We start from the raw sequence: 22,516 nt of genomic DNA, 5'->3' as shown, positions 1-22,516 counted from the left end.
GGCCCGCGGTGGACAGCGGGTCTGCGATGGGCGTCCTTTCTGCGCGGTAATTCGTACTTTTAGGTATGACGTTTTCGCAAAAAAACAAGTGCCGCCGCATCATCCACTTGTCCGCCCTGGCGGGCGCCTTTGTGGGGGCGGGCCTTGCGCAGATCCCGGAGAGCGACAACCTCATTCTTGTGCCCATCGAAATCATCATGGTCATCAGCCTGGGAAGCGCCTTCGGTCTGCGGTTGCGGCACAGCTACCGCACCGCGCTGATCGTAGGCACTGCCGCCACAATGATCGGGCGGGGAATCTCGGACTTCCTGGTGGGGTGGATACCCGTGCTGGGAAACCTCTTCGACGCCTTCACGGCAGTCCTCGTCATCGAGGTCCTGGGCTGGATCGTCGCCCGGGAGTTCGAAAGACAGGCCCGGGACCTGCTGGCTTCCAATAAGTCTGCCGGCCTACCGGCTTCCCGGTAGACACAAATACCGGGAACACGGTATTGTATAAGCGCTAGCCGCGGATGTACTTTTAAGGCAATTGCCTTTGTACCATGAAATCGACGTTCCTCCGGCTGCTCATCGCGCTGTTACCCTTGTGGGCACAAGCCCAGCATACCTATTCCACGGAAATGCATCCCAAGACCTGGCGGTTTAACTCCGGTTTTGATGTTGGCGCCTGGTGGGGCGGGACAGGGGTGGCTCCCCTTGACCCAAAGACCAATACCCTGGTCCAATCCCACCTGATGCACCAGACTGCGTATTCAGGAGACATCTACCTTGAATGGCTGCATAAGAAAAACAAACCCGGACGCATCGGTCCCGACATCGGGATTAAAACCAAACTGGTGTGGGACTATTTCACCGCCAATAACGGCGGGGATGGGAACGGGCAGGAGTCCCTGACCCTGAATTATATCAACGTGCCGGTGTTGTTCGAGTATTGTATCTCGTTTAAAAACAAGGTAACCTCACCCAGTTATACGGCCGGTTCGAGCAACTCCTATACCTACGTATACGATCATGGGTATTACTACCATGTCATCACCACCACCACGACCACGCCGGGGCACTACAATCCCGGGGGGATCCCTTATACCAACGCGATTTTTGTGTATGCCGGTCCGCAAATCTGCTACCTGGCCAAGGGTTTCCACAGCCTCAACGGGACAGAGGCCGTGGACACCGATCCAGCGCTGACAAAGTCCTACGCGGGGTTCATCGGGGGCTTTTGTTTTTATCTCGCCAACCTCAACATCGATATTTCTTACCAGCGGGGGCTGACCAGCATCTGTACGGGGAAGAATGTGTATGTGAGCGGGTGCCTGTTTCGCGTGGGGTTTAACCTGACGCGGAGGAAGTTTTAGGCGGCGGCCGGCGCCGCCGGCCATGGCGTGCGGCGCCAGCCGCGGCGGCGCAAAAAAAAGGCCGGGTCGCCCCAGCCCTTTTGCGGTGACACCTCTTACCGTCGTTTTAAGGTGTTTTATTATGCTCTCTTAGCGGGGAAACGGACACTTGTGCTGGATGCTCAGCAGAACCGTCGTCGTGGGTTCCACTTGCGAAGCCGCAGCGGTAGCATTGTTGAGCTGGGCGATCTTTTCCCTTTTCAATTGGAGTTTCGGTTGGCTCAATTCGATCTTTTTCATAAAAATTTTTGGTTAGTGATAAAATGGATTCCGCCTAAGATAAGAAAGTTATCCTTACGATTTTTCATGACAAGTTCATAAACGACCACAATCAGGTAGAAAGACGGGGGGGAGCGGCTTCTATTTTTGTCTATATTGCCGGCTTTAGCCGGTATGAAAACGAACTATTTCCAACAAGAAAACAGACGCGAGGCCGCAGCAAATGCTGTTACCCAAAAGCAAGGCGGTATAAAATCTGCCGTTCGCCCCATGAAACCGGTGGTTCAGAGGACGATAACGATAGGTACCGTTTCAAAAGAACATAATGATGCTGCGCTGATCAATGCGCAGTATGCGGAAGTCAAACCCTACATCGCGCAATGGGCCCAAATGGATACGATTTTTGCTGGAGGCACAAAAGGCAAAACAACAAGGGCTAAAAACACTTATTTGAATAATAAGCTGAAAACCGACATAGGAGCAATGTTAGTGAAATATAATAACACTAAGACCTTCGCCGGCGACAAAGACCTTACCCGTCAACTGGTACAGGATATTAAGCTGAGGCTGCTGGGAGTGGAGGACCTGGTAGGAACGGACCAAACGGATGGACAATTCTGGGAAAAGGCAGACGAGGCGCCCCAGGCACGTACCGGGAAAAACAAAACCCTGCGCATTTATCGTACCATGAAGAAAGCAGATTGGGCTACCTATGAGGCGAGTCATAACGTTAAAGATATACTCAAGGGACATGGGGGGTCTTTGGGTCAAGCCTTGCATTACTTTTTGAAATCCAAAGACAGCAATTCAGACGACGTTTTAGTTGAATTTGCGTTCTCGGCAGCGGCCCAAAGCCTTGTAGACTACACAAAAATCAGTTCCGGAGGGGAAGGAGACGGACCTCAGGGAGGGAAATTGACCGGGAAAAAAGAAGACAATGACGTTCTGAAAATATGGGATGAGAAAATATTCAGTATTAATCTGGGCAAAAGCAAGGATCGCATAGCTGAATTAAATCCTACAGTAACACTTAAAGATAAAGTACGGTCCTAAAAAACGAAAAAAGTTATGAATTCGGGAAAAATCATTTAAGGCAACGTAGGATTTCTAACTTTTATTCACTTTTAATTTAGATTCGATTGTTTGGAAAACTAAATATAATATATACTTTAGGTGCACCAAACCCAAGGTCATGCCATCGAAAAACACCTTTGCGCAACGGTGCATTGTTTCCCTGGAAAAAGAAATAAGGGATACCATATCTTTGAATGCCTCCTCCTGTATTGAGTATCCATATATTAAGAAAAGCTTTGCCTCCAATTCACACGAGCTTACCGTAGAAGGAAGTGTTAGAAACAGGTATTTTCCCATCCCTGGCGCCTTGGATGACCTGGAAGAATATGCCCAAAAGTTGTATGGCGAACTATTTGGTCTTCCATTTGTCGATGTTCGGCCGTTAACAGCCACCCATGCAAATATTTCCGTTTTTTTAGGGCTCCTCGCTACGGGAGATAAAGTTGTATCCCTGGGGTTGAGTCAGGGCGGGCACCTTAGCCATGGCCATCCAAAATCATTTTTGGGCAGATTTTTTGAAGTAACACATTATGGAACAGAGGATGATGGCACGGTTGACCTGGCAGCGCTCGAAGAAATGATTGGCCGGGTTAAGCCCAAATTGGTTATATCGGGCGGGTCCTCTTGTCCAAGAACTGTCGAACATTCAGCAATTGCCAGGATCGCACACGCTTATGGCGCATATCACATGGCAGACATATCCCATACGGCGGGACTTATTGCCGGCGGAGCCATGACCAATAACCTGGGGGCATCCGATATTGTCACTTTTGGAACACAAAAGACATTTTTAGGGCCCAGGGGAGGCGTCTTAATGGCAAAAGAACACTTGAGTAAGAAATTGTTGTCCTCTGTTTTTCCCGGTGTTGAGGGCGCCATGCAATTGCCACAACTTATGGCGAAGGCGTTGGCCGCGGAATTCGCTCAAACCGATGACTTTAAAAAGATAGCCCGGCAAATCGTTTTTTTGGCAAAACGATTTGCCGGCAAGTTGCAGCAGAAAGGAATAAAAGTCGTAACAAATGGCACAGACTCCCATATTGTCTTAATCGATATTCCAAATTCGAAACAGCTAGTTGCCGATTTTTATAATATGGGTATTCGAATAAATGCCAATCCAATCCCCAATACGGATAGATGGGGAATCAGGTTTGGTACCATTTCATTGGCCCAATCCACGATGAGCAATGAGAAAATAGACTATCTCCTGGATAATATAGCGGATTTCCTGGTTGATCAAAGTCCATCAAACCTGGAGTTGTTAAAACAAACAGCGCAGGATATTATCAAAAAACGGGAGCACGACCTCCCCAATGTAGAAGCCGGCCAGTGGAGTGACGAGTTGTCTGACGAATACAGAACAGATTCGACGTCAAAATCCTTAATAAAAAGAAGAATTGATACGGAGGGCAAAGACGTTTTCCTTTATATAAAACCGCCCGCATTCCAATCGTCTCTGCTAAAAACATCGGGTATCGGCGTCATTATACCCACTGTGGGGGTTGAAAAAGAAACATTGTGGAAAGTAGCCAAATACGCCCAGAAAGCATGCCCGAACGGCCACATATTGATCGTTAATAAAACTTTAGACAGCGACATGATTGCCAAAGACGGCAATATTTCCCATGCCTCTTTATCCTTTCTAAGCAACAGTCTTTTAAATTTTGATAAATTTCGAACCAGTCACCCTATTACGGCGTATAATTATGGTAAAGGTTGGTCCATGTTAATGGGTTCTCTGGCTTTGTATGACGAATGTGACCACTTGTTCTTTTTAGATTCCGATCTGGAAGAAATTGATGAATATGACCCGCTGAATAAACTGGCTTATGGCATAGAAAATGGCGACGGCATAAAGCATGCGTTAATCGCCACGCCAAGAAGAAGAAACGAGGTTATTCATGGGGTACTAAATGCACTGGAGGGTTCAGTAAATGTAAAGGAGGCATTACACAGGTTAAAATTGATTATTCATCCGCTTGCAGGGGAAAGATACATGAATAAAGAGACGCTGATGGCCATTCCCTGGGCGACCAACTATGGTGTTGAAACGCTTTGGAATGTCTATACTTCTTTCAAAGGGGTTAAGACCTGCCAGGTATCCAATGACGACAGGCAGGATGGGATTAATTCGTATGTAAAGAATGAGGTAATGCTAATGTACTGTTCCCGATTGCTTTCCTTGATTCTTCACGGGTGCAACGCCGATAGCGGCTTTTTCGAAAACATAGATCTTTTCAACAAAGAAATAGCAAAACATGACAAGGTAACCATCCTGCCCAATAAATCAGAACAGGAAGTACAGACTTTCCAGTTAAACATGGATTACTTTATACCCTCCATTAAGGACTTGTCGAATCAAGGAATGCTTCAAACCAAATTTGCGCTACAAGATTGAGCCGGTATATTTATTTGCATTTAATAATAATAATGTGGGGTTTTACCGCAATTCTAGCTAAATCAATATCGATTCATAGCGAAGAAATTGTTTTCTACCGGTCCCTACTGGCATCATGTAGCATTGGCCTTTGGCTGATATACAAAAAGAAAAACGTCAGGCTGGATAAAAAAATCGTCACAAAGGCCTTGCTAAACGGCGCCCTTATTTGCTTACATTGGCTTTTCTTTTTTTTGGCGGGGCGTTTATCGACCTTATCCATTTCGCTTATTGGCGTTGCCACGACGTCATTTTGGGTTAGCCTTATTGAACCCATCATTGCCAAAAGGAAAATAAGAACTTATGAAATTGTATTGGGGCTTATGGTCGTACTCGGGATTTATGTCATTTTTCACTCCGAGTCACTATATTGGGGAGGATTATTGAGCGCATTGTTGTCCGCTATTTTTGCAGCTGTATTTACCGTCATCAACGGGACCACCCTTTCAAAATATGATGGATCTGTGGTCACTTTTTTTGAAATGACAGGAGCCTGCCTGACCAGTATGGTCATTTTCCCGTTGTACATCAGGTTTTTTGCCCATAGAGCCATCGACCTTGCTTTGGTCACGTTTTCTGATGTCTTTTATCTACTGATGATGTCCCTGCTGTGTACTTCGGTTGCCTACATTGTTTTGTTGGACATCATGAAAAAGATTACCCCATTCACAGTAACCCTTAACAGCAACCTGGAGCCAATATATGGAATGACCTTTGCCATTCTGATTTTTGGAAATAAGGAAGTACTAAACCTGAACTTTTATATTGGTTCCGCATTGGTGCTTATTCCTGTTTTTTTGCACTCCTATTTTTCTATTACAACCTCCAGATCCATATCTAATCGTCCAACGCCTCCTCCAACTGCCGGACCAGCACGTTCCTATCCATAGGGTAGCCAGCCTTGGACAAGGCAAAGGTGCCGTCCTTTTTGATGATGACATACGTGGGAAAGCCGGTGCCCTTTACTTTGTTCATGATGTCCTTGCTTAGGTCCCGGCCCGCCAGGACATGGGTACCCTCCAGGTCGAAATACGCAATGAGCTTTACCCATTGTTCCTTGTGTGCTTCGTCATAGTTGGCGACGTATACAAAGTCAAGGCCCTTGCCCTTGAAGTGGTCGTGAAGCGCCTGGGTATTCTGCTCCAATTGTTCCCGGCAGGGGTTGCACCAGGTACCCCACATATCCAACAAAACGGTCTTGCCCTTGACCAGCGCCAAAAGGTCTTCCCACGTATGCAGGTGGGCCCCGCTATCGGGGGCAAAGACCATTTGGGGGGTCAGTTCCCGGCGTTGCCGTTCCATCACAGCCTGTATCGGTTGTTCGAACCAGGGCAGGTAGGTGCTGTGGGGGAAACGTTCCTTGAACCGTTGCCAGATGGAAATCAGGTTGTTCGGATTGCTTTCCGCCAAGGCCTCCTCCATCAGGAGGGCGTATGCATATTCCACGACCCCCGGGTCTTTAAAATAACGAAGGATGATCTTTTCCTTGAGGCGGTTTTGAAGGTCCGACTGGTACATTTTTGCACCCGCTTCCTCGGTGGTGTCGTACCATTCCCGGTAAAATGAAACGGGGTGATTGCGGGCTTCCTCCCAAAGACGTTCCTTGGTGCGCAACAGGAAATTTTCCACGAGCGCCTGGTAACTGGGCGCGACAAGCGCTTCGCCATTGTCGAGGGGATGCCCGGCAAAAATGCTGTCCTGGACCCGTTGCCATTCGGCCTTGTTCCGTTCGTACGCAGCCCCTATGCCGTATTTGTTATTTTCCTTATAAAAAAAATATCCCCAGGGCGCCATGTACGCCGTATATTCCGCCCACGCTTTTATGAAAGCGGCGCTCGGATGGTATTGCAACACATAAGCCTTCAGGGTGCTGTCGCCTGTATGCACCTGCCGGCCGGTCACCTCGACGGCCTCTCCGGGCAGCGTGTCCGTTTGCAAACCAAAGGTTGCGGGATAGGCATACAAGGTGCCTGCCATCGGTTGATTGTCTTCCGCGCCCCTGCCGGAGACCTGGATGTTTACCGGCCACTGGCTCTGGTCTGCTTTAAAAAGAAGGCTATCGCCGGGTGAGAGAAAAAATGTATAGACATGGATTTGATTCGAATCCGAATCGCCATAGGTTAACCGGACAAAGCGGGGCTTATCGAGTTGGAACGACAGCGAACCAGATCCATGGGCGTCCAGCGGGATCGTCTTATGCCCTTCTTTTGAATAGTCAGACTGTATCGTCCAACCCGTCATCGAGAGGTCACAAGAGGTAGCGGTGGTAGGGGTCAGTGACACGCGGATCGTAACGGGGCGTGGCATTTCCTGCGCGCGCAGGAGAGAGAACATCAGCAGGCAGGAAAGCAGCGAGGTGATACGTAGCATACCTAAATATAATGTAACTTCAGACCTATGCCTATACGCACCCTAATTTTAACAACCCTTATCGTTTTGTCCGCCGGACAAACCTATCTACAAGCACAAACCCGCGACATCTGGCTTTGCCCACAAGCATCCATTCCCCCTTCGCCCCTGAACCGTGCGGTTGATTTTATGCAGCTATTCACCCCGGACGCAACCTGGAAAAAGGCAGCGGAGCATACCCGCGTGTTCAAGCTCTACGGGAGCTTTGTCAACCCGGCGCGCCAGGGCCAGATCGATACCATCGTTGCCGATCTGAAACGCAGGGGGATCGCCATCGGGTTGGAGACCGGCACGATCGATGTGAACTTTAAAAACCCGGTGCCGCCCTGCGGTGGGTTGGGTCTGGTGGAAGGATATGGAACACCGGCACAAGCCGCGAATATTTGCGCCAAGATCAAAAAGGCCGGTGGCAGGATCGACTTTTTGTGTATGGACGAGCCGTTGTATTATGGCCATTATTTCACCAAAAGGGCAGGCAAGTCACAACCGGGTTGTCAAAGCCCGGTGGATACCATCCTTCGCTTAATGATCCCCACGCTAAACGTATACCGGCAGGCTTTCCCGGACATCGTCGTCGGCGAGGTAGAGCCCACGGAAATCGCGGCGTTTCCGGGCTGGCAGCAGGTGCTGAGCGACTGGACCGCCGGTTTCCGGGCGCTCAACGGGCGGCCGCTGGCGTTTATGCAACTGGATATTCCCTGGGCCAATCGGGCGCCCAGTGTCGAGCCGGCGGATGCGGTGGCGTATTTTCATTTTTGCGAGACGCTTCGGGAGCGGCATTTGCTGGACAAGATCGGGATCATCTATGACGGCACACCCCTGGACACTACCGATGCGGCCTGGATGCAGGATGCCCGGAACCACCTGGTGGAATTGAGCGATCGGTATCAACTGCATCCGGATATGGCCATCTTCCAGTCATGGATGCCGCATCCGACGCATGCGATGCCGGATAGCGATCCTAACACGCTGAGCAGCATCGTCGAATTTTATGTTCAACGCGCCAACCGGCGCTAACGTTGGGGCATGCGTATATGTACGCATTCGGTGTAGACCCGTTGCATATAACGGGAAAAGTCTCTAGCTTGGGTGGGTCACCTTTTGTTCACCTATACTTGCCCCGGCTATGGCTAACCTCGATCCCTCCTTGGCGCTCCTGCTCATGGAAAAAGAGCGTTTTGAAAAAAATCCTTCCCTGGGCACCCACCCGGTGCCGGACAACCAGGAAATATCGATCGGCATCGCCTTTACGGGAGATTACGCCAACATTGCGGCGTTGGGTTTCCGGGGCAGGCCGACGCCCAGCCACACGGCCTTCGGCGACGCGGACGTGCCGACGCTAAGGGCCCTGGCGGCGCATCCACAAGTCCTCAGCATCGACCGGCATTTGCCCGGGCACATTGTCCTGGACAAGAGTGTACCGGATATAGAGGCCAACCAGGTCTGGTCCCGAAGTGGCAATACCTTTAGCGGTACGACAGGGAAGGGGGTGGTTGTCGGCATCATCGATACCGGGATCGACTTCACGCACCCCGTGTTCCGGGACCCGGTGAACCCTCAAAAAACCCGCATCAAATATATCTGGGACCAGACGATGATCCCAGGACTCAAGGCCCCGCTACCGACGGAGCAAGCACCCGACCCCATCAGTTGGCCCCCACTGGGCAGCGCCTATACAATAAACTATGGGGTGGAATACAACGACGAGGATATAGAAGCGACACTTGCCAATCCGGACAGCAACCCACCGACCTGCCGGCACACGGACGACGACGGACATGGCACCCATGTGGCGGGTATCGCTGCGGGCAACGGGGCCCCGCCGGGGGCCTGCTCGGACGCCTTCAAATATATCGGGGTCGCACCCGAAGCGACCTTTGTCATCGTACGAAAGTGGGGGTTGACAAAGGGGGACACCGCTGTGGCCAATCCTGCGGGGACCGACGGGAATGAGCTGCTCGATGCCATCGCCTACGTTCTTGACAGGGCAAAGACCGGCTTCACCAATCCGATGCCGGTCGCCGTCAATCTCAGCCTGGGCCGTATGAACTCCTCGCTGATGCACAGCTACAACCCCACCATCCAAACGATCGAAGACATCCTCAATCTACCCGCAGCCACGGGGATAGGCGTCTCTTTTGCAGCGGGTAACTGGGGGGACAAGGACATGCATGCACAGGACAGCATACCCGCCGGCGGGACCCTCGATATTCCCTGGAACATACCTGCTTCGGACAAGCGCGAACGTGATTTTACCCTTTGGTATGCGGCCGGCAGCCAAATACAAATATCCATCACCTCGCCCGCACCCACATCGGAAACGGTAACGGAGGCCAACTCCAGCTCAACGGCCAATGGGCCGGGAAGCGCCGTGTCCGTCGCCAGCTCGCCCGCAGACGGCATCTCCAACGGCTCCATAAAACCGGGGACGAGCGGCATGAGCCTATCCGGAACCTGGGTCATCCATGTGACAAACAGCGGTGGGGCGGCGGTTACCGTGGATGGTTATTGTGAAGACGGCACCGGCAAGGATGGGTTTTGCTTTCATGACAACAGACCAGCCCAACCCGGGCCACCCGTCCTTCCGTTACCGGTCAAAACCACGTCCTTGTCGACGATGTCCATGTTTGCTTGCGGGAAACTGAGCATCAGTACGGGCGCATACGGCATCACCGACCCGGCAAACAGAACGCTGACTGCTTTTTCAAGCCGGGGGCCTACCCGGGACCGGCCGGCAACGGCACAAAAGCCGGACCTCTGTGCACCGGGAGAAAACATCCATTCCGCGGGTCATGACAAAGAGCATTGCTCTTGCTGCTGCGCCTGCTGCCAGGACTGGTATGTCGCCCACAATGGGACCAGCCAGGCATCTCCCCATGTAGCAGGCACCATGGCGCTGATGCTCCAGGTAAAACCGCAATATACCCAGGCCCAACTGAGAACCGCCCTGTTGGACCCCGCCAGTGTCAACGCGCCACCCGGTGGCTTGACGCCCGAGGATGTCCAGGGCTGGGGGGTGGGCGCCGTGGACGCCAAAAAAGCGGTACAGAAGGTGTCGCTTTTCAGCGCCCTGGTGGTGGAACCTGCCACGGTCCAGGCGCCGGAAACGGAGCCCTCCCTGCAGGAAGAGCTGCTACGGACTCCAAACGGTAAAAGCCTGGCCGGGCTTTTCCAGCGGTATTTCCCGGAAGTCATGAACCTGATCAACCATAACCGGAGGGTGGCCACGATATGGCACCGCGTCAAGGGGCCGGTCTGGACAAGACTGGCGATGCAGGCTTACTACAATCCAGCCCTCCGGTTGAGACCGGAGATAGACGGGTTGTCGCTGACCGACGCGGCCACGAAGTTCCTGGACATCCTCAGGCAATATGCCTCGTCCGCCCTCCTGGGGGACATTGCGCCTCTCGAACCGCTGCTGGCCGGATTTTCCCACGACATGACCCTCCGGGAAATGATCGACATGGTTGGACACTATAAACAAGAACCCGCTGTATGGCCAACACAACCGGTACACTAGAAAGTGTCGTACTGGAGCTGGGGAAGCTCCTGACCCCACTCGAACAACTCCTGGGGCCCGGGATGTTCGGGCTGTTGGGCGTGCAGTTGCCGGCGGCGTTATCGTCCGACACTGCCATCCTCACGAAGCTGTCGGACGCAGGCACCAAGGCGGGCGCGCTGGCCGCGGACATCACGACCCTGGAAAATGCCATCAGCGGGGGGGACGCATCGACCATCATCGCGGACGCGCTGCCCCTGATCGCCCATATCGGCGAACTGGTCGCGGCGCTGGCGGCGGTGGGCAACGAAATCCAAACGGCCGCCTCGGGGCTCAGCGCGGCGGACCAGCAGGTGGTGGCGGACCTGGCGGCGAATATGGCGGTGCGGACGCTGGAATACATGATCGTGGGTTTCCTGAACGATACCTTCCCGGTCCTGACCAACGTTTTTTCCGTGATAGGCGTGATCGACATGGAATCCTCGCCCGATCAGGCCATGGACAGCCCCGTGACGGGTGGTATCATAGTACCGCGGCGGTTTTACCTCGACCGGATACCGACGTTGTTCAGTCATCCTGACCAGTTCCTGCAACAGGTCTTTCAATGGGGCACGCCATCGTTCGACGGCCTGGCCATCTACAAGCGGTTGCAAATGTTGCTGGAGGACATCGCCATACCGGCGGCAATTTACCAGCCCACCGGACAACCGGCTTCCCTGGAAGCATACCTGTTCAGCCTGCAAACCGATACCACACAGCATCCGCCGGGATTGACGGCCTCCATCACCCTTCCGGGCCAAACCACCTTCGACAAAGCCTTCCCCTTATCGGCCCTTTGGCAGGCCACCACGCACGTGGCCGCCACGTATGACGCCGGCCTTTCGGTGGGCCTGACCCCACCGTTCAACCTGACCTTTCACCCCCCCACGGGCAACGTCAGCCTGACAACGACCCTGGGGATACAGGCGCAGAAAAGCGACGGCACCAACGTCATGATCCTGGGCGAGACCGGCGGTTCCGGGCTGCAGGCGAAAAGCATCAGCCTGTCGGCGGGGGTGACCGCCAACCTCGGCACGTCGGGCGGGTCCGTCACACCGACGGTGCAATTCAGCGTGGACGGGGGACTGCTGCACATCGACTTTTCCCAGGGCGACGGGTTCATTCAGAAATTATTATCGGGTGTCAAGCTCGATTCGGACTTTAGCATACAGGCGACCTGGGATCCTACGAACGGCCTGAAGTTTACGGGGCAAGCCGGGGTAGAGGTTTTGATCCCGTTGCACATCGACCTGTCGGTGATCGTGATCAACGGGCTGTATGTGTCCCTGGGTTTTACCAATACCACGCCTTTGCAGATCGGGCTGGCGGCGGAGTTTACCGCCAATCTGGGGCCGTTGGTGGCGACCGTGGATCAGATGGGAGTGAACATCGGCATCACTTTCCCTCCGAACGGGCAGGGGAGGTTGGGTATGGCGGACATCGATTTTTCTTTTTTACCGCCCAAGGGCGTCGGTCTGGAAGTCAATACCGGGATCATCGTCGGGGGCGGCTACCTGTACCTTAACCCGGACCAGGGCGAGTATTACGGGGCATTGGAGCTGGAGTTCCAGGATTTGTTTAGCCTCAAGGCGGTGGGCATCATCAATACCAAGATGCCGGATGGGTCCAACGGGTTTTCACTGTTGATCATCATCACGGCGGACTTTACGCCGATCCAACTGGGCTTTGGATTTACGCTGAACGGGGTAGGAGGGTTGCTGGGATTGAACCGGACCATGAACGTAGACGTGCTGAGACAAGGCATCAAGACCAATGCCATTAAGAGCGTACTTTTTCCTGACAATGTTATCGCCAATATCGATAAGATCATCAGCGACCTTAAACAGATCTTCCCGGTTTTTGAAGGGCATTTTATCGTGGGGCCCATGGCGGAACTGGGCTGGGCGGACATCATCACCCTGGAGATCGGCATCCTCATCGAGATACCCGATCCAAAGATCGCCATCCTGGGTGTGGTCAAGGCGCTCCTGCCGACGCAGGATGCGCCGCTGTTGCGCATACAGGTCAATTTCCTGGGGGTGATCGACTTTGACAACAAGTATATCTCCTTTGACGCCAGCCTGTATGACTCGAACCTGCTGGTGTTTACGCTGACGGGTGATTTTGCGTTCCGCCTGAGTTGGGGGGACAATCCCTATTTCCTCCTAAGCGTGGGTGGGTTTAACCCGGCCTTTAAGGATGCGCCCCCCGACCTGCAGCACATGACGCGGTTGGGGATCAGCCTGCTGAACAACAGCGTCGTCCAGTTGTCGGTGACTTGTTATTTCGCGGTTACTTCGAACACGGTCCAGTTTGGCGCCAAGGCGACCTTGTATGCCGGTTGCGACGCTTTCAACATATACGGATACCTGGGGTTCGATTGCCTGTTCCAGTTCGATCCTTTCTATTTCGAGGTCGACATCTATGCGGGTCTGGCATTGAGGATGGGGACGTCGACCATCATGGGGATCACGGTATCCGGGCAGTTGTCGGGGCCGACGCCCTGGGACATCCAGGGGGACGCCAGTTTTACGATCCTGTTTTTCACCATTTCGGTCGGGTTCCACGAAACCTGGGGGCAAAGCAACCAGGCCGGCTCGAAACAGAAGATCGATATCCTCGGCCTGCTCAACCAGGCGATCGCGGACAACAGCAACTGGAAGGCGATTTTGCCCAGCAACAATTCGCAACACGTCAGCCTTAAGACCATCGCGCCGGGGGGTCAGGAGATGGTGGTTCACCCGTTCGGTTCCCTTACGTTCAGCCAGCGGATCGTACCCCTGGACGTGGACATCGTCAAATTCGGGAACAATATCCCGCAGGATGCGAACCATTTTACCATTACAGACCAGAACCCGGCAGACCAGACGGTGGTTGCCCAAGAGGAATTTGCGCCCGCCAATTTCTTCAATTTCACAGACGATCAAAAACTGTCACAGCCTTCGTTCCAAAACATGGACAGCGGGTTTACGGTCACCGGGACGACCGGCCTGTTATCCGCCGACGTGATCACCGAGGAAGTGGATTACAAGCTGACTTATCTGCATAAGCAGACGAATACCCTGGTGAGCGCCGGTATCTACATACCCTCCGCCAGTTGGTTCCCGTCAAACGTCAAGGCCTCCGCGGTCTCCCGGTCTTCGTTGTCTTATGCCAACAACCGGGTGTCCGTGAACGCACCCGACCCGGTCGCCGTCAACAATACCCAGTATGCCATCGCGGGGACGGCCGATCTGAAACAAGTGGCCGGCACCAACTTAACCGGGTCTTATGCCGAGGCCATGGGTATGGTGAGCAACCTGCTGGTGACGCAACCTTCGCTGACGGGACAGATACAGATCGTACAAGATTATGAACTCAACCCGAATTAAGGATCCATGAGTATCGATATCGCCAACTACCAATTCCACTCCTGGTCCCGGAAGGGGATCTCCAGCCGGATCGCGGAGACGGACGACCTGGGTACGGGTACGGCCACCCAGATCGAACGGGCCCAGGTACCCGTGGGCATTGTGCTCAACGGTGCGGCCCAATCGAAGAACTTTTTGTTGATCGGGCCGGGGGACATCCTGGGGGTGAACAGTAATATGATCGTCCGGACGGATCCGCTGAACAACATCACGAACTATGAACCCAACTACCTTGCCTTTATAGAATTCTATGACGAGGACTTTGCCTGGAGGTACACCCCGGCGGCCCCTAACGGTTCCAAGTTACGGCCCTGGCTGTTCCTACTGGTCCTCAAGAATGGGGAGTATAAGGTGGAGAAAAACCAGGTGCCTTTGCCTGCCATCACCGTTACGTCGCAAACGGTCTTTCCACCCGCCGATGAGTCCTGGCTCTGGGCACACATGCACAGCAACGCCAACATCCCGCAAGCCGACCTGACGGACTATGAGAAATGGCTGTTGTCCCTGAACCAGGCGCTGACGGCAGATCCCGACCAGGTCTATTGCCGGTTGATGTCGCCCCGCAAACTGGAAGCCAATACGGCGTATACCGCGTTCCTGGTCCCGGCCTTCGAAACGGGACGGTTGGCAGGGCTGTTACAGGATACCTCCACCACGCCCGCCCAAAAGCCGTCCTGGAGCAACAATGGAGCCAACGGCGTCCTGCCCGTGTATTACCAGTGGCAGTTTACCACGGGTCAGGACGAAGACTTCGAATCCCTGGTCAACCTGCTCCAGCCGAAGCCCATGGACCCCAGCGTGGGAATAAGGGATATGGACTGTTCCCAACCCGGTTTTGTAACAGCAGATCCACCCCACAACGGTTTGCCGGGGACCCAGCCCCCGATCCTGGGGTTGGAAGGCGCCCTCAAATCCCCCACGGCGGTGTCCACGGTCTTTCCGAATCCGCCTGCCTCCAATGACTTCCAGGTGCAGTTGCAAAAGATCGCCAACCTGCCCGTCACCATCATAGGGACGACGACCTCGGGGGACCCGGTGATCTCGGTACCCATCTATGGCAGCAACCACGCCATGCAAAGCGCGACCGACGTGGTGACGCTCGACATCACCCAAAGCAACTGGGTGAACGACCTCAACCGCGACCCACGCACCCGGGTACCGGCGGGGTTTGGCACTACTATCGTACAAAATAACCAGGCTTACTTTATGAAGAAGGCCTGGCAGCAGGTGGCGAACATCGTCAAGGCCAACAAGCTGATCAACGCCACGGTCTTTATGATGCAGGTCGCCGTACAGTTTACGGTACAGACCCTGCAGAAGCTGCCCCAGCAAACCCTGCTGGGCATCGCCTCTCCTGTCTTATCCCGCGTGCTCGGCAGCCCGGCTACGATCCTGCAACTGATTCGCGGAAGCAGCACCCCGGTCCCGGTATTTTCGGGAGCTTTCCGGCGCCTGGTCCGGCCCCGGGGAAGGTTTGTGCGAAAACTCACGACGGGGGCTGGGTTGAACTATGCCGGGTTGGTGAATGGATTGAACGCAGGTACACTCCGGCCGGGCGCCGTATCCGTGTTGCCCACCGGGCTGCCCAATACCCAGACCATCGCCGGTCAGCTAGGGGGGCCGCCTGAACCGGCATGGTTGCAATGGCTGACTGCTCACCGGCTCATCTGGCTAATTGTGCTGCTCGTTTTATGCCTGATCCTGGCGCTGTTGACCGGTCTTTGGTGGCTTTTCGGTTTGATCGCCCTGGCAGGTATCGCCTTGTATATCTATCTCGGACAACGGCAGTCCGCCATAACGGCGGCCACCAACCTGGATAATCCGCAGGCGGAACTCAACAGCCTCCCGTCCATTCCACCACAACCCAACTTCACCTTAAAACTGAGTAACGAGACGGCGCCGCCGCCACCTACGCTCACCACCCCCACGACGGACAGCGTGGAAGCCGCCAACTTCCGGACCGCACTAACAGACGTGGACACACGGATGGCTATTGCCGTACCGGTGTTGTCCACGGTCCCGGTGGACTTCGCCGGTGCCTATACCAAGGTCACCACCGCGATCAACCCTTTTACCGCTTACCCCTTACGGCTGATCGGGCTGATCAAATTCCCGGGGTATATCTCACTGCTGGAACCCTATAAGATTTTCCCGGCCATGGCGTACCCGGACTTCGAGGACCCGATGTACAAATACCTCAACGCGATCTCGCAGGAACTGTTGTTACCCAACATCAAGCTCGTTCCTCCCAACACGATCTCGCTGCTGCAGACGAATCCGAAGTTTATCGAATCCTATATGGTGGGGCTCAACCATGAGATGGGCCGGACCTTGCTGTGGAACGAGTATCCCACGGACGAGCGGGGCAGCTACTTCCGGCAGTTCTGGGACGTAAAGGGCCTGGTCGAGCCATCGACGACGCAGACCGAGGCGCAACTGACGGAGGCGTATAAGGACATTACCCCCATCGATACCTGGAACATCGCTTCTTTATTGGGTACCCACAACAACCGGAATCCAGGTAGCAATTCTCCGCTGGCCGTGTTGTTGATCCGGGGAGAATTGTTAAAACGCTACCCCAACACGATCATCTTTGCACAGAAAGCCATTGCCGGGCCCAAGGGGCAACCCCCGGTCATCAACCTCAGCCTGAGCGACGCCGATTTTGCCAAACAGGTCAAGTTCCCTCAATACAAAGCGGATTGCAGCCCGGACATCAAGTTCTTTGGCTTCGACCTGACCATCGACCAGGCAAGGGGTACGGCCCCCAGTCCCGACTTCCCCGGCGATACCCTGGGCTGGTTCTTTGTGATCCAGGAAGTCCCGGGCGAGCCTCGTTTCGGTATGGACGTGACACACGTGACGGACTCCGCGGGCTTAAGCTGGGCCGACCTGTCCTGGGAAGACTTCGCCAGCCCTGACGCGATGACGTTTATCACCGCGGGCGTAAAACCCATTTTGAACTATCCCAACGCCAACTATTGGGGTGCCGATTCCGCGGACATGGCCTTTATCCTTTTCCGAAAACCGAGCATGGTGGCGGTCCACGCCACCGAAATGCTCCAAAGCCTTCCCTCCATTTAAACACCTTTTATGGCCACCGGCATACCACAGATCAACAACCTGCGTAACCAACGGGACACGGCGGACACCCAGGTGTACCAGAACAACCTCCAGTTGCAGCAGGTACAGGCGCAACTGCAGAAGGCGATACAACAGCAGGCACCCAATGTGCCCCAATTGCAAGCGCAGTTGGCGGTGCTGCAGGCGAGCCAGGTGACGGCGAAGCAGAACCTGGCCGGTGCGCTCGGGGCCCTGAACCAGGCCATCGTTGGGCTTTATGCGGCGGAGGGGCCGCAACAACTGATAGGGTCGTGGTCGGATCAGGTGCCGATTGCCTTGTTGCCGGTGCGCGTGGAGACGCGCTTTGGGGCGGGGAATCCGTCCGTGGTGCCCCCGGTTGGGACGGTGCCCCCGGTAACGACAGCGCCTGTTCGCGCCAACGCCGTCGTCAACCCCGCGGTCCCCGAACTCTGGGTCCGCGTCTACCCCGACGACGTCGCCGTCATCACCGATGAAAAGACGCTGACTGCCGGAGAAGTCACCGCCGGGGAAACCTACTGGCAAGCCTTGTACACAGCGATCACGACGGGGGCGGGGGACGACCCCAAAAAGGCCGCCTGGAGTACCCTGGTCACGTCGTTTGGTTCCGGTCGCGCCGCCTGGGTCGCGCTCCAGACCCAACCCACGAACTGGAGCAGTGACCTCACGGGCATCAGCCAACTCATTTTTCCCACCTTTAATCTGACCAAGACCCAGGCCTGGAGCAGGGCCCCGAGGACAAAAGTGATGCCCGACAAATTCGTCCTGATGCTTTACAACGGGAACACGGTGGTCGCCGAGCAGACGGGCAACGTGATCCCGGACGACCTGATCGTGGGACCCGATCCCGCGGACCAGGGCAGCTTTGTGACCAGCGGCAACCAGCTCAACTTCGGACCCGATTTCGACTGGTCTTCCGATTTCGACAAGGCCGTCTCCCTGGGGATGGGCTTCCGGGTCCCCATCACTACGATACAAGCCCAGGAAGGTTTTGATAAATTGCTGGTGCTCGGTCTCTACCTGTCCAACGACGCCCCGGGGACCCAACAGGTGGTGGAAGACCTGATCGACAGCCATCACTACTCGTCCCAGGGATTCAGCCTCGTTCCCCAAGGGATGTCCACCAGCAATACGGCAAACGCGAGCTCCGGTTTTACAAAAACCGATCCTTTCGACAACCTCAGCTACCTCGTGGAAGCAGGGGCGCCCTTATTCACCGCCGGAGACGACTGCGACGGCAAGAATATGGCAGACGCCCTCGGCCTCGACTACAGCGTTCTTCAGCACGTGGCATACAGCGACGGCACGGACAACCGGGACGCGGTCCTGATGAACACCTGTCTGTACCCGGGGACGCTGGGGTACTATGTGGATTCGTTGCTCAACCCCGTCCTGAACCTGACTGCCCAGGCCAGCCTCCAGGATTTTTTCACCCGGTTCGTGACCGGCCGCGGGCCTTTGCCGGCGTTCCGGGTGGGGAATCAACCATACGGACTCCTGCTGACCAGCGATTTTTCCGCGTGGCAGGCGGACAAAACGCCGTTTCAAACGACCTTGTACAAGGTGCTCTCCGACTACCAGGCCATCTGGAACAGCCTGCTGGGCCAGTTGATGTACGCGGGCAAACCGGGGACCGATCCCACGGCCGTGCTGACCAATGTCCTGGGCCTCCAGCCGGCGTCGGCTACCTTTTTCCAACGAAATGCATACAGCTCGGACAACCTGTGGAACCTGGACGACTTCGAATACGGGGGTAAGTACTTCTCGGAAGCGCAAAAGAATTTTATCAGCAAGGAAGACGGGATGTTCTGGCTGCAATCCTTTGGTTATACAGGAGGCGCCATCCCCCAGATCCTCCGCCTGATTTACCAGCACTATACGACGACGCTTGACCCGGCCAACCTCGTGGACAAGGTGCCCATAACCGAGACGAATCCGCTAAGCCTGAACTACCTGACCTGGCTGGCGGGGGTGACCGGCATCGACCAACTCAATCAACAAAACTTCGGCACGGGGGTCACGCCGCCCAATACCTTGTTGTACCTGATGTTGCGCAAAGCACTGCTACAGGCTTTACACACGGCCTCGGTCAACTGGTTCCTGGGGAACGGGGCCGACTTTAGCGCCACGCTCGGGGCGATCAACTTTCACAACATCCGGCCGGGGGGAACCCTGACCAAATGGGAGGTCATGAAGGCGCCGTTGTCCACGGTGGCCCCTGCCAATCCCCTGGCAAAACTCGCCGTGGCCGACTATTTGCTGGGCCCCGGCAAAACCGAGGTCGCCGCCCAGGTCCCCCAAGCCATCGTGTCGGCGCTAACCGAATTGTCTACACGGAGCACCGCCAGCCTCGAACGGACTTTTATCGAGCACATCGATGCCCTTACCTATCGCCTGGATGCCTGGCAAACCGGGATGTTCGACGTCCGGTTGCGCAACATGCGGCAATCGGCGAATTCGGATCGCGGCCGCGCGCAAGGCATCTACTTAGGGGCCTACGGCTGGCTGGAGAACATCCGTCCTTCCGGGATACAAAAGGTCCCCGCGGCTTCCCTGCCGCCCCAGCTCCAACCCGCGGACAACAGCCCTGTCTACCAATATGCCGGAAATGGAGGGCTGGTGCACGCGCCCTCCATCAACCACGCCTCGACCGCCGCGGTCCTCCGCAGCGGGTACCTGACCCATGCCGACGCGGGTGCTCCCGGTACGCTCTCAGTGAACCTTTCTTCCGAGCGGGTCCGCCGGGGCCTTACGGTGATGGAAGGTATCCGGAACGGCCAAACGCTGAATGCCCTGCTGGGCTACCAGTTCGAACGGGGGCTGCACGACCGGGCTTCCGCTGATATTTCTTTGCTGTTGCTCAACGACTATATCTACGACTTCCGCGCGGCTTTTCCCCTCCAGCAAACCATCGTTCAGCAACAGGGTGGGGGCGCCCAGGAAACCCTACCGGCCACCGACGTGGTGGACGGCCTGGCCCTGGCCGGAGTCACCGCGGCTTTTCCCTACGGCGCCACCGGGGATGTCACCACCGCGACACCCGCCCAGATCGCCGCCATCCAGGCGGAGAAAGACAACTTAGCCGATACGCTTGACGCCGTCAAAGACATGCTCACCGTAGAAAGCGTGTACCAGCTTGTACAAGGGAACTACGATCGGGCTTCCGCTACGCTTGGCGCGCTCCAGAACAGCGACCTTCCCCCGGTACTGGACAGCATCGACACGCCCCGGGGCAACCAGTTCAGTTTTACCAACCGGGTGACGGTCCAGTTTGCCAACGCAGCCACTGCCAATCCATGGCCCTCCATTCCGCTGACGGCGCGCGCCACCACCGAAACCGGCATCAATCTTTGGCTGGGTTCCCTGCTGGGTGCACCCACCGGCATCGCTGTACAGGTCGCCCAGCTCGATACGGGGGGCAACCCGGTATCCCCCCAAAACATCGGGCTGGACCAGTTAGGTATCCAACCCATCGACCTGGTGTATCTCATCGAAGCCAACCCAAGTACAGGAGCGCCCCGGCCGGGCCAGGAAGCGCGGACGGGGGCGTCGGAGCTGGAAAGAAGGTTCGCTTATGCCTACCGGAAAGCCAATAACTTAGCCGACAGCGTAGCGGTGAACATTTCCTTTCTACAGCCCCAACCCGGGAAAAAGGCGCTGGGCCAGTTGTTGCCGTTGCTGCGCAGCCTCCGGACCCTGATCACCGGCTCGCGTTACCTCAACGCCCAGGACTTCGACCCACCCGCCCAAACAGGTTTGGCGGACCCGAACAACCCGTCCGGTTATGATGCGACGGAACTGCTCACCAGGATACAGGCTGCAAAAACGGCCTACGAACAACAACTGCAAAACCTAAAAGCCATCCCCATCCAGGCGGGCGCCTACAATAACCTGGGGGCTGTCTTTACCGCGCTCGACAACGCGCAGCAAACCTTTGCCGACATCACCTTTACCTTACAGAACGCGGACGCCCTTACGCTTAGGGACCAAATGATCGCGCTGGCGAACTTAGGCTACGGGGAGGCCTTTCCGACAGTTACGGCCCCCTCGACCGCTTTGCTGCAAACGACTTTGTTGGAACAAGCGAGAAGCGTATCCGGACAAATGACCGCCGCCGACCAAAGTGCCGCCACCCAGCTGACACAGGCGCAAGCCCTCACCGACATCTCCGCGCAGACGGCGGCGTTGATCGACGCGGCCAAGACCCTGCTGGGCTCAGACTTCAATATGCTCCCCCTTTTCCGTTACAACAACGAGAGCGATATCTTGAAGTCTGATGCCGACCGCGCGCAGCTCCTAAGCTATGCCGCTGGTGATTTCCCCGCGGACGAATGGATGCAAAGCGCGGCCATGGCGCGGCCCGCCCTGGCCAGTTGGGATATGATCCGGTTGCTTTGTGAAACCGGCGGCACCCCGCTTCCCCTCAAACCCGTCCAGGTGCCCTACGTGGCCCAGGACAACTGGCTGGCGGTCGAATTCCCGGCCGGTTTTACGATCACCCAGGACACGCTGTCCATCGTCATCCACGGCGACCAGGCCTTTACCCCCGGGGCGCCCCATTGTGGCCTGATGATCGATGCCTGGACGGAGTCCATCCCCAGCGCCGACCAGGTCACCGGGATCACGTTCAACTATAACCAGCCCAATGCCTTTCCACCGCAGGCAGTGTTGCTGGCCGTCCCACCCGTCCTGAAGGGGGCGTGGGACTGGAACGAACTGGTCGGCATCCTGAACGATACCTTGCTCCGCGCCAAGCTGCGTGCTGTGGAACCCCAGTTGCTGGCCACCACGGACAAGATCGAAACCAGTGTTTTGCTCCCGGCCGTTTTATCCAACTTTACCCAATACGACCTTGATATTTCCCTGGACTACAGGCTCAACCTGGCCTCTGTTTTTGCAGACTATCCTGTAAAAGCCATACTAAACAACTAAGA

General features: G+C 55.5%; 12 protein-coding genes. 10 read left to right on the top strand and 2 right to left on the bottom strand.

What is annotated here, in order from left to right:
* Positions 1–65: 65 nt before the first annotated feature.
* Together EDB95_RS26430 and EDB95_RS26425 are read left to right on the top strand one after the other, a co-directional pair.
* On the top strand, positions 66–467 hold the full coding sequence (locus EDB95_RS26430) for a hypothetical protein (RefSeq protein ID WP_133999840.1): 402 nt from the start codon (positions 66–68) through the stop codon (positions 465–467).
* A gap of 74 nt (positions 468–541) precedes the next feature.
* A complete protein-coding gene (locus EDB95_RS26425; RefSeq protein WP_133999837.1) occupies positions 542–1,354 on the top strand; it encodes a hypothetical protein in 813 nt (270 codons plus the stop codon).
* A gap of 129 nt (positions 1,355–1,483) precedes the next feature.
* On the opposite strand, the gene EDB95_RS27430 is transcribed toward EDB95_RS26425, so the two are convergent.
* Complete coding sequence (locus EDB95_RS27430; protein ID WP_162852805.1) at positions 1,484–1,633, bottom strand: class I lanthipeptide; 150 nt, start codon at positions 1,631–1,633, stop codon at positions 1,484–1,486.
* A 153-nt stretch (positions 1,634–1,786) separates the two neighbouring features.
* On the opposite strand from EDB95_RS27430, the gene EDB95_RS26420 reads away from it, so the two are divergent.
* The 3 genes from EDB95_RS26420 to EDB95_RS26410 all read left to right on the top strand — a co-directional run bounded on the left by EDB95_RS26420 (position 1,787) and on the right by EDB95_RS26410 (position 6,013).
* A complete protein-coding gene (locus EDB95_RS26420) occupies positions 1,787–2,665 on the top strand; it encodes a hypothetical protein (RefSeq protein ID WP_133999835.1) in 879 nt (292 codons plus the stop codon).
* Positions 2,666–2,804: 139 nt separating this feature from the next.
* Complete coding sequence (locus EDB95_RS26415; RefSeq protein WP_133999832.1) at positions 2,805–5,084, top strand: aminotransferase class I/II-fold pyridoxal phosphate-dependent enzyme; 2,280 nt, start codon at positions 2,805–2,807, stop codon at positions 5,082–5,084.
* Positions 5,081–6,013, top strand: a complete 933-nt coding sequence (locus tag EDB95_RS26410) for a DMT family transporter (protein ID WP_317129043.1) — start codon at positions 5,081–5,083, stop codon at positions 6,011–6,013. The genes EDB95_RS26415 and EDB95_RS26410 overlap by 4 nt, the downstream gene beginning before the upstream one ends.
* On the opposite strand, the gene EDB95_RS26405 is transcribed toward EDB95_RS26410, so the two are convergent.
* Complete coding sequence (locus EDB95_RS26405) at positions 5,961–7,493, bottom strand: TlpA family protein disulfide reductase (protein ID WP_133999825.1); 1,533 nt, start codon at positions 7,491–7,493, stop codon at positions 5,961–5,963. The two genes, EDB95_RS26410 and EDB95_RS26405, sit on opposite strands and share 53 nt — an antisense overlap.
* Before the next feature lie 168 nt (positions 7,494–7,661).
* Here EDB95_RS26405 and EDB95_RS26400 point away from each other — a divergent pair, with 168 nt between their 5' ends.
* The 5 genes from EDB95_RS26400 (at position 7,662) to EDB95_RS26380 (ending at position 22,514) form a co-directional block, all read left to right on the top strand.
* Complete coding sequence (locus tag EDB95_RS26400; protein ID WP_133999823.1) at positions 7,662–8,549, top strand: hypothetical protein; 888 nt, start codon at positions 7,662–7,664, stop codon at positions 8,547–8,549.
* A gap of 109 nt (positions 8,550–8,658) precedes the next feature.
* The gene (locus EDB95_RS26395; RefSeq protein ID WP_133999820.1) at positions 8,659–11,052 is read left to right on the top strand and encodes a S8 family serine peptidase; all 2,394 of its coding nucleotides are present in this window, start codon (positions 8,659–8,661) and stop codon (positions 11,050–11,052) included.
* Positions 11,028–14,441 carry a DUF6603 domain-containing protein gene (locus tag EDB95_RS26390; RefSeq protein ID WP_133999817.1) on the top strand — a complete coding sequence of 1,138 codons (3,414 nt, stop codon included), beginning with the start codon at positions 11,028–11,030 and terminating at the stop codon, positions 14,439–14,441. The genes EDB95_RS26395 and EDB95_RS26390 overlap by 25 nt, the downstream gene beginning before the upstream one ends.
* Before the next feature lie 6 nt (positions 14,442–14,447).
* Entirely contained in the window at positions 14,448–17,564 is a 3,117-nt protein-coding gene (locus EDB95_RS26385; RefSeq protein WP_133999814.1) for a hypothetical protein, read from the top strand.
* 9 nt (positions 17,565–17,573) lie between these two features.
* Positions 17,574–22,514 (top strand): hypothetical protein, encoded by a 4,941-nt coding sequence (locus tag EDB95_RS26380; RefSeq protein ID WP_133999812.1) that lies wholly within the window; start codon positions 17,574–17,576, stop codon positions 22,512–22,514.
* The last annotated feature ends 2 nt before the right edge of the window (positions 22,515–22,516 follow it).

Origin of the sequence: Dinghuibacter silviterrae (assembly GCF_004366355.1) — a bacterium.
Classification (GTDB): Bacteria; Bacteroidota; Bacteroidia; order Chitinophagales; family Chitinophagaceae; genus Dinghuibacter; species Dinghuibacter silviterrae.
This window is presented reverse-complemented; position numbering and strand designations above follow the sequence as displayed.

Excerpts from the sequence above, each read along its gene's own strand:
- EDB95_RS26395 (WP_133999820.1), top strand. The coding sequence starts at position 8,659 with ATGGCTAACCTCGATCCCTCCTTGGCGCTCCTGCTCATGGAAAAAGAG.
- EDB95_RS26405 (WP_133999825.1), bottom strand. The coding sequence starts at position 7,493 with ATGCTACGTATCACCTCGCTGCTTTCCTGCCTGCTGATGTTCTCTCTC.
- EDB95_RS26425 (WP_133999837.1), top strand. The coding sequence starts at position 542 with ATGAAATCGACGTTCCTCCGGCTGCTCATCGCGCTGTTACCCTTGTGG.
- EDB95_RS26385 (WP_133999814.1), top strand. The coding sequence starts at position 14,448 with ATGAGTATCGATATCGCCAACTACCAATTCCACTCCTGGTCCCGGAAG.
- EDB95_RS27430 (WP_162852805.1), bottom strand. The coding sequence starts at position 1,633 with ATGAAAAAGATCGAATTGAGCCAACCGAAACTCCAATTGAAAAGGGAA.
- EDB95_RS26380 (WP_133999812.1), top strand. The coding sequence starts at position 17,574 with ATGGCCACCGGCATACCACAGATCAACAACCTGCGTAACCAACGGGAC.
- EDB95_RS26430 (WP_133999840.1), top strand. The coding sequence starts at position 66 with ATGACGTTTTCGCAAAAAAACAAGTGCCGCCGCATCATCCACTTGTCC.
- EDB95_RS26390 (WP_133999817.1), top strand. The coding sequence starts at position 11,028 with ATGGCCAACACAACCGGTACACTAGAAAGTGTCGTACTGGAGCTGGGG.
- EDB95_RS26400 (WP_133999823.1), top strand. The coding sequence starts at position 7,662 with ATGCAGCTATTCACCCCGGACGCAACCTGGAAAAAGGCAGCGGAGCAT.
- EDB95_RS26415 (WP_133999832.1), top strand. The coding sequence starts at position 2,805 with ATGCCATCGAAAAACACCTTTGCGCAACGGTGCATTGTTTCCCTGGAA.
- EDB95_RS26420 (WP_133999835.1), top strand. The coding sequence starts at position 1,787 with ATGAAAACGAACTATTTCCAACAAGAAAACAGACGCGAGGCCGCAGCA.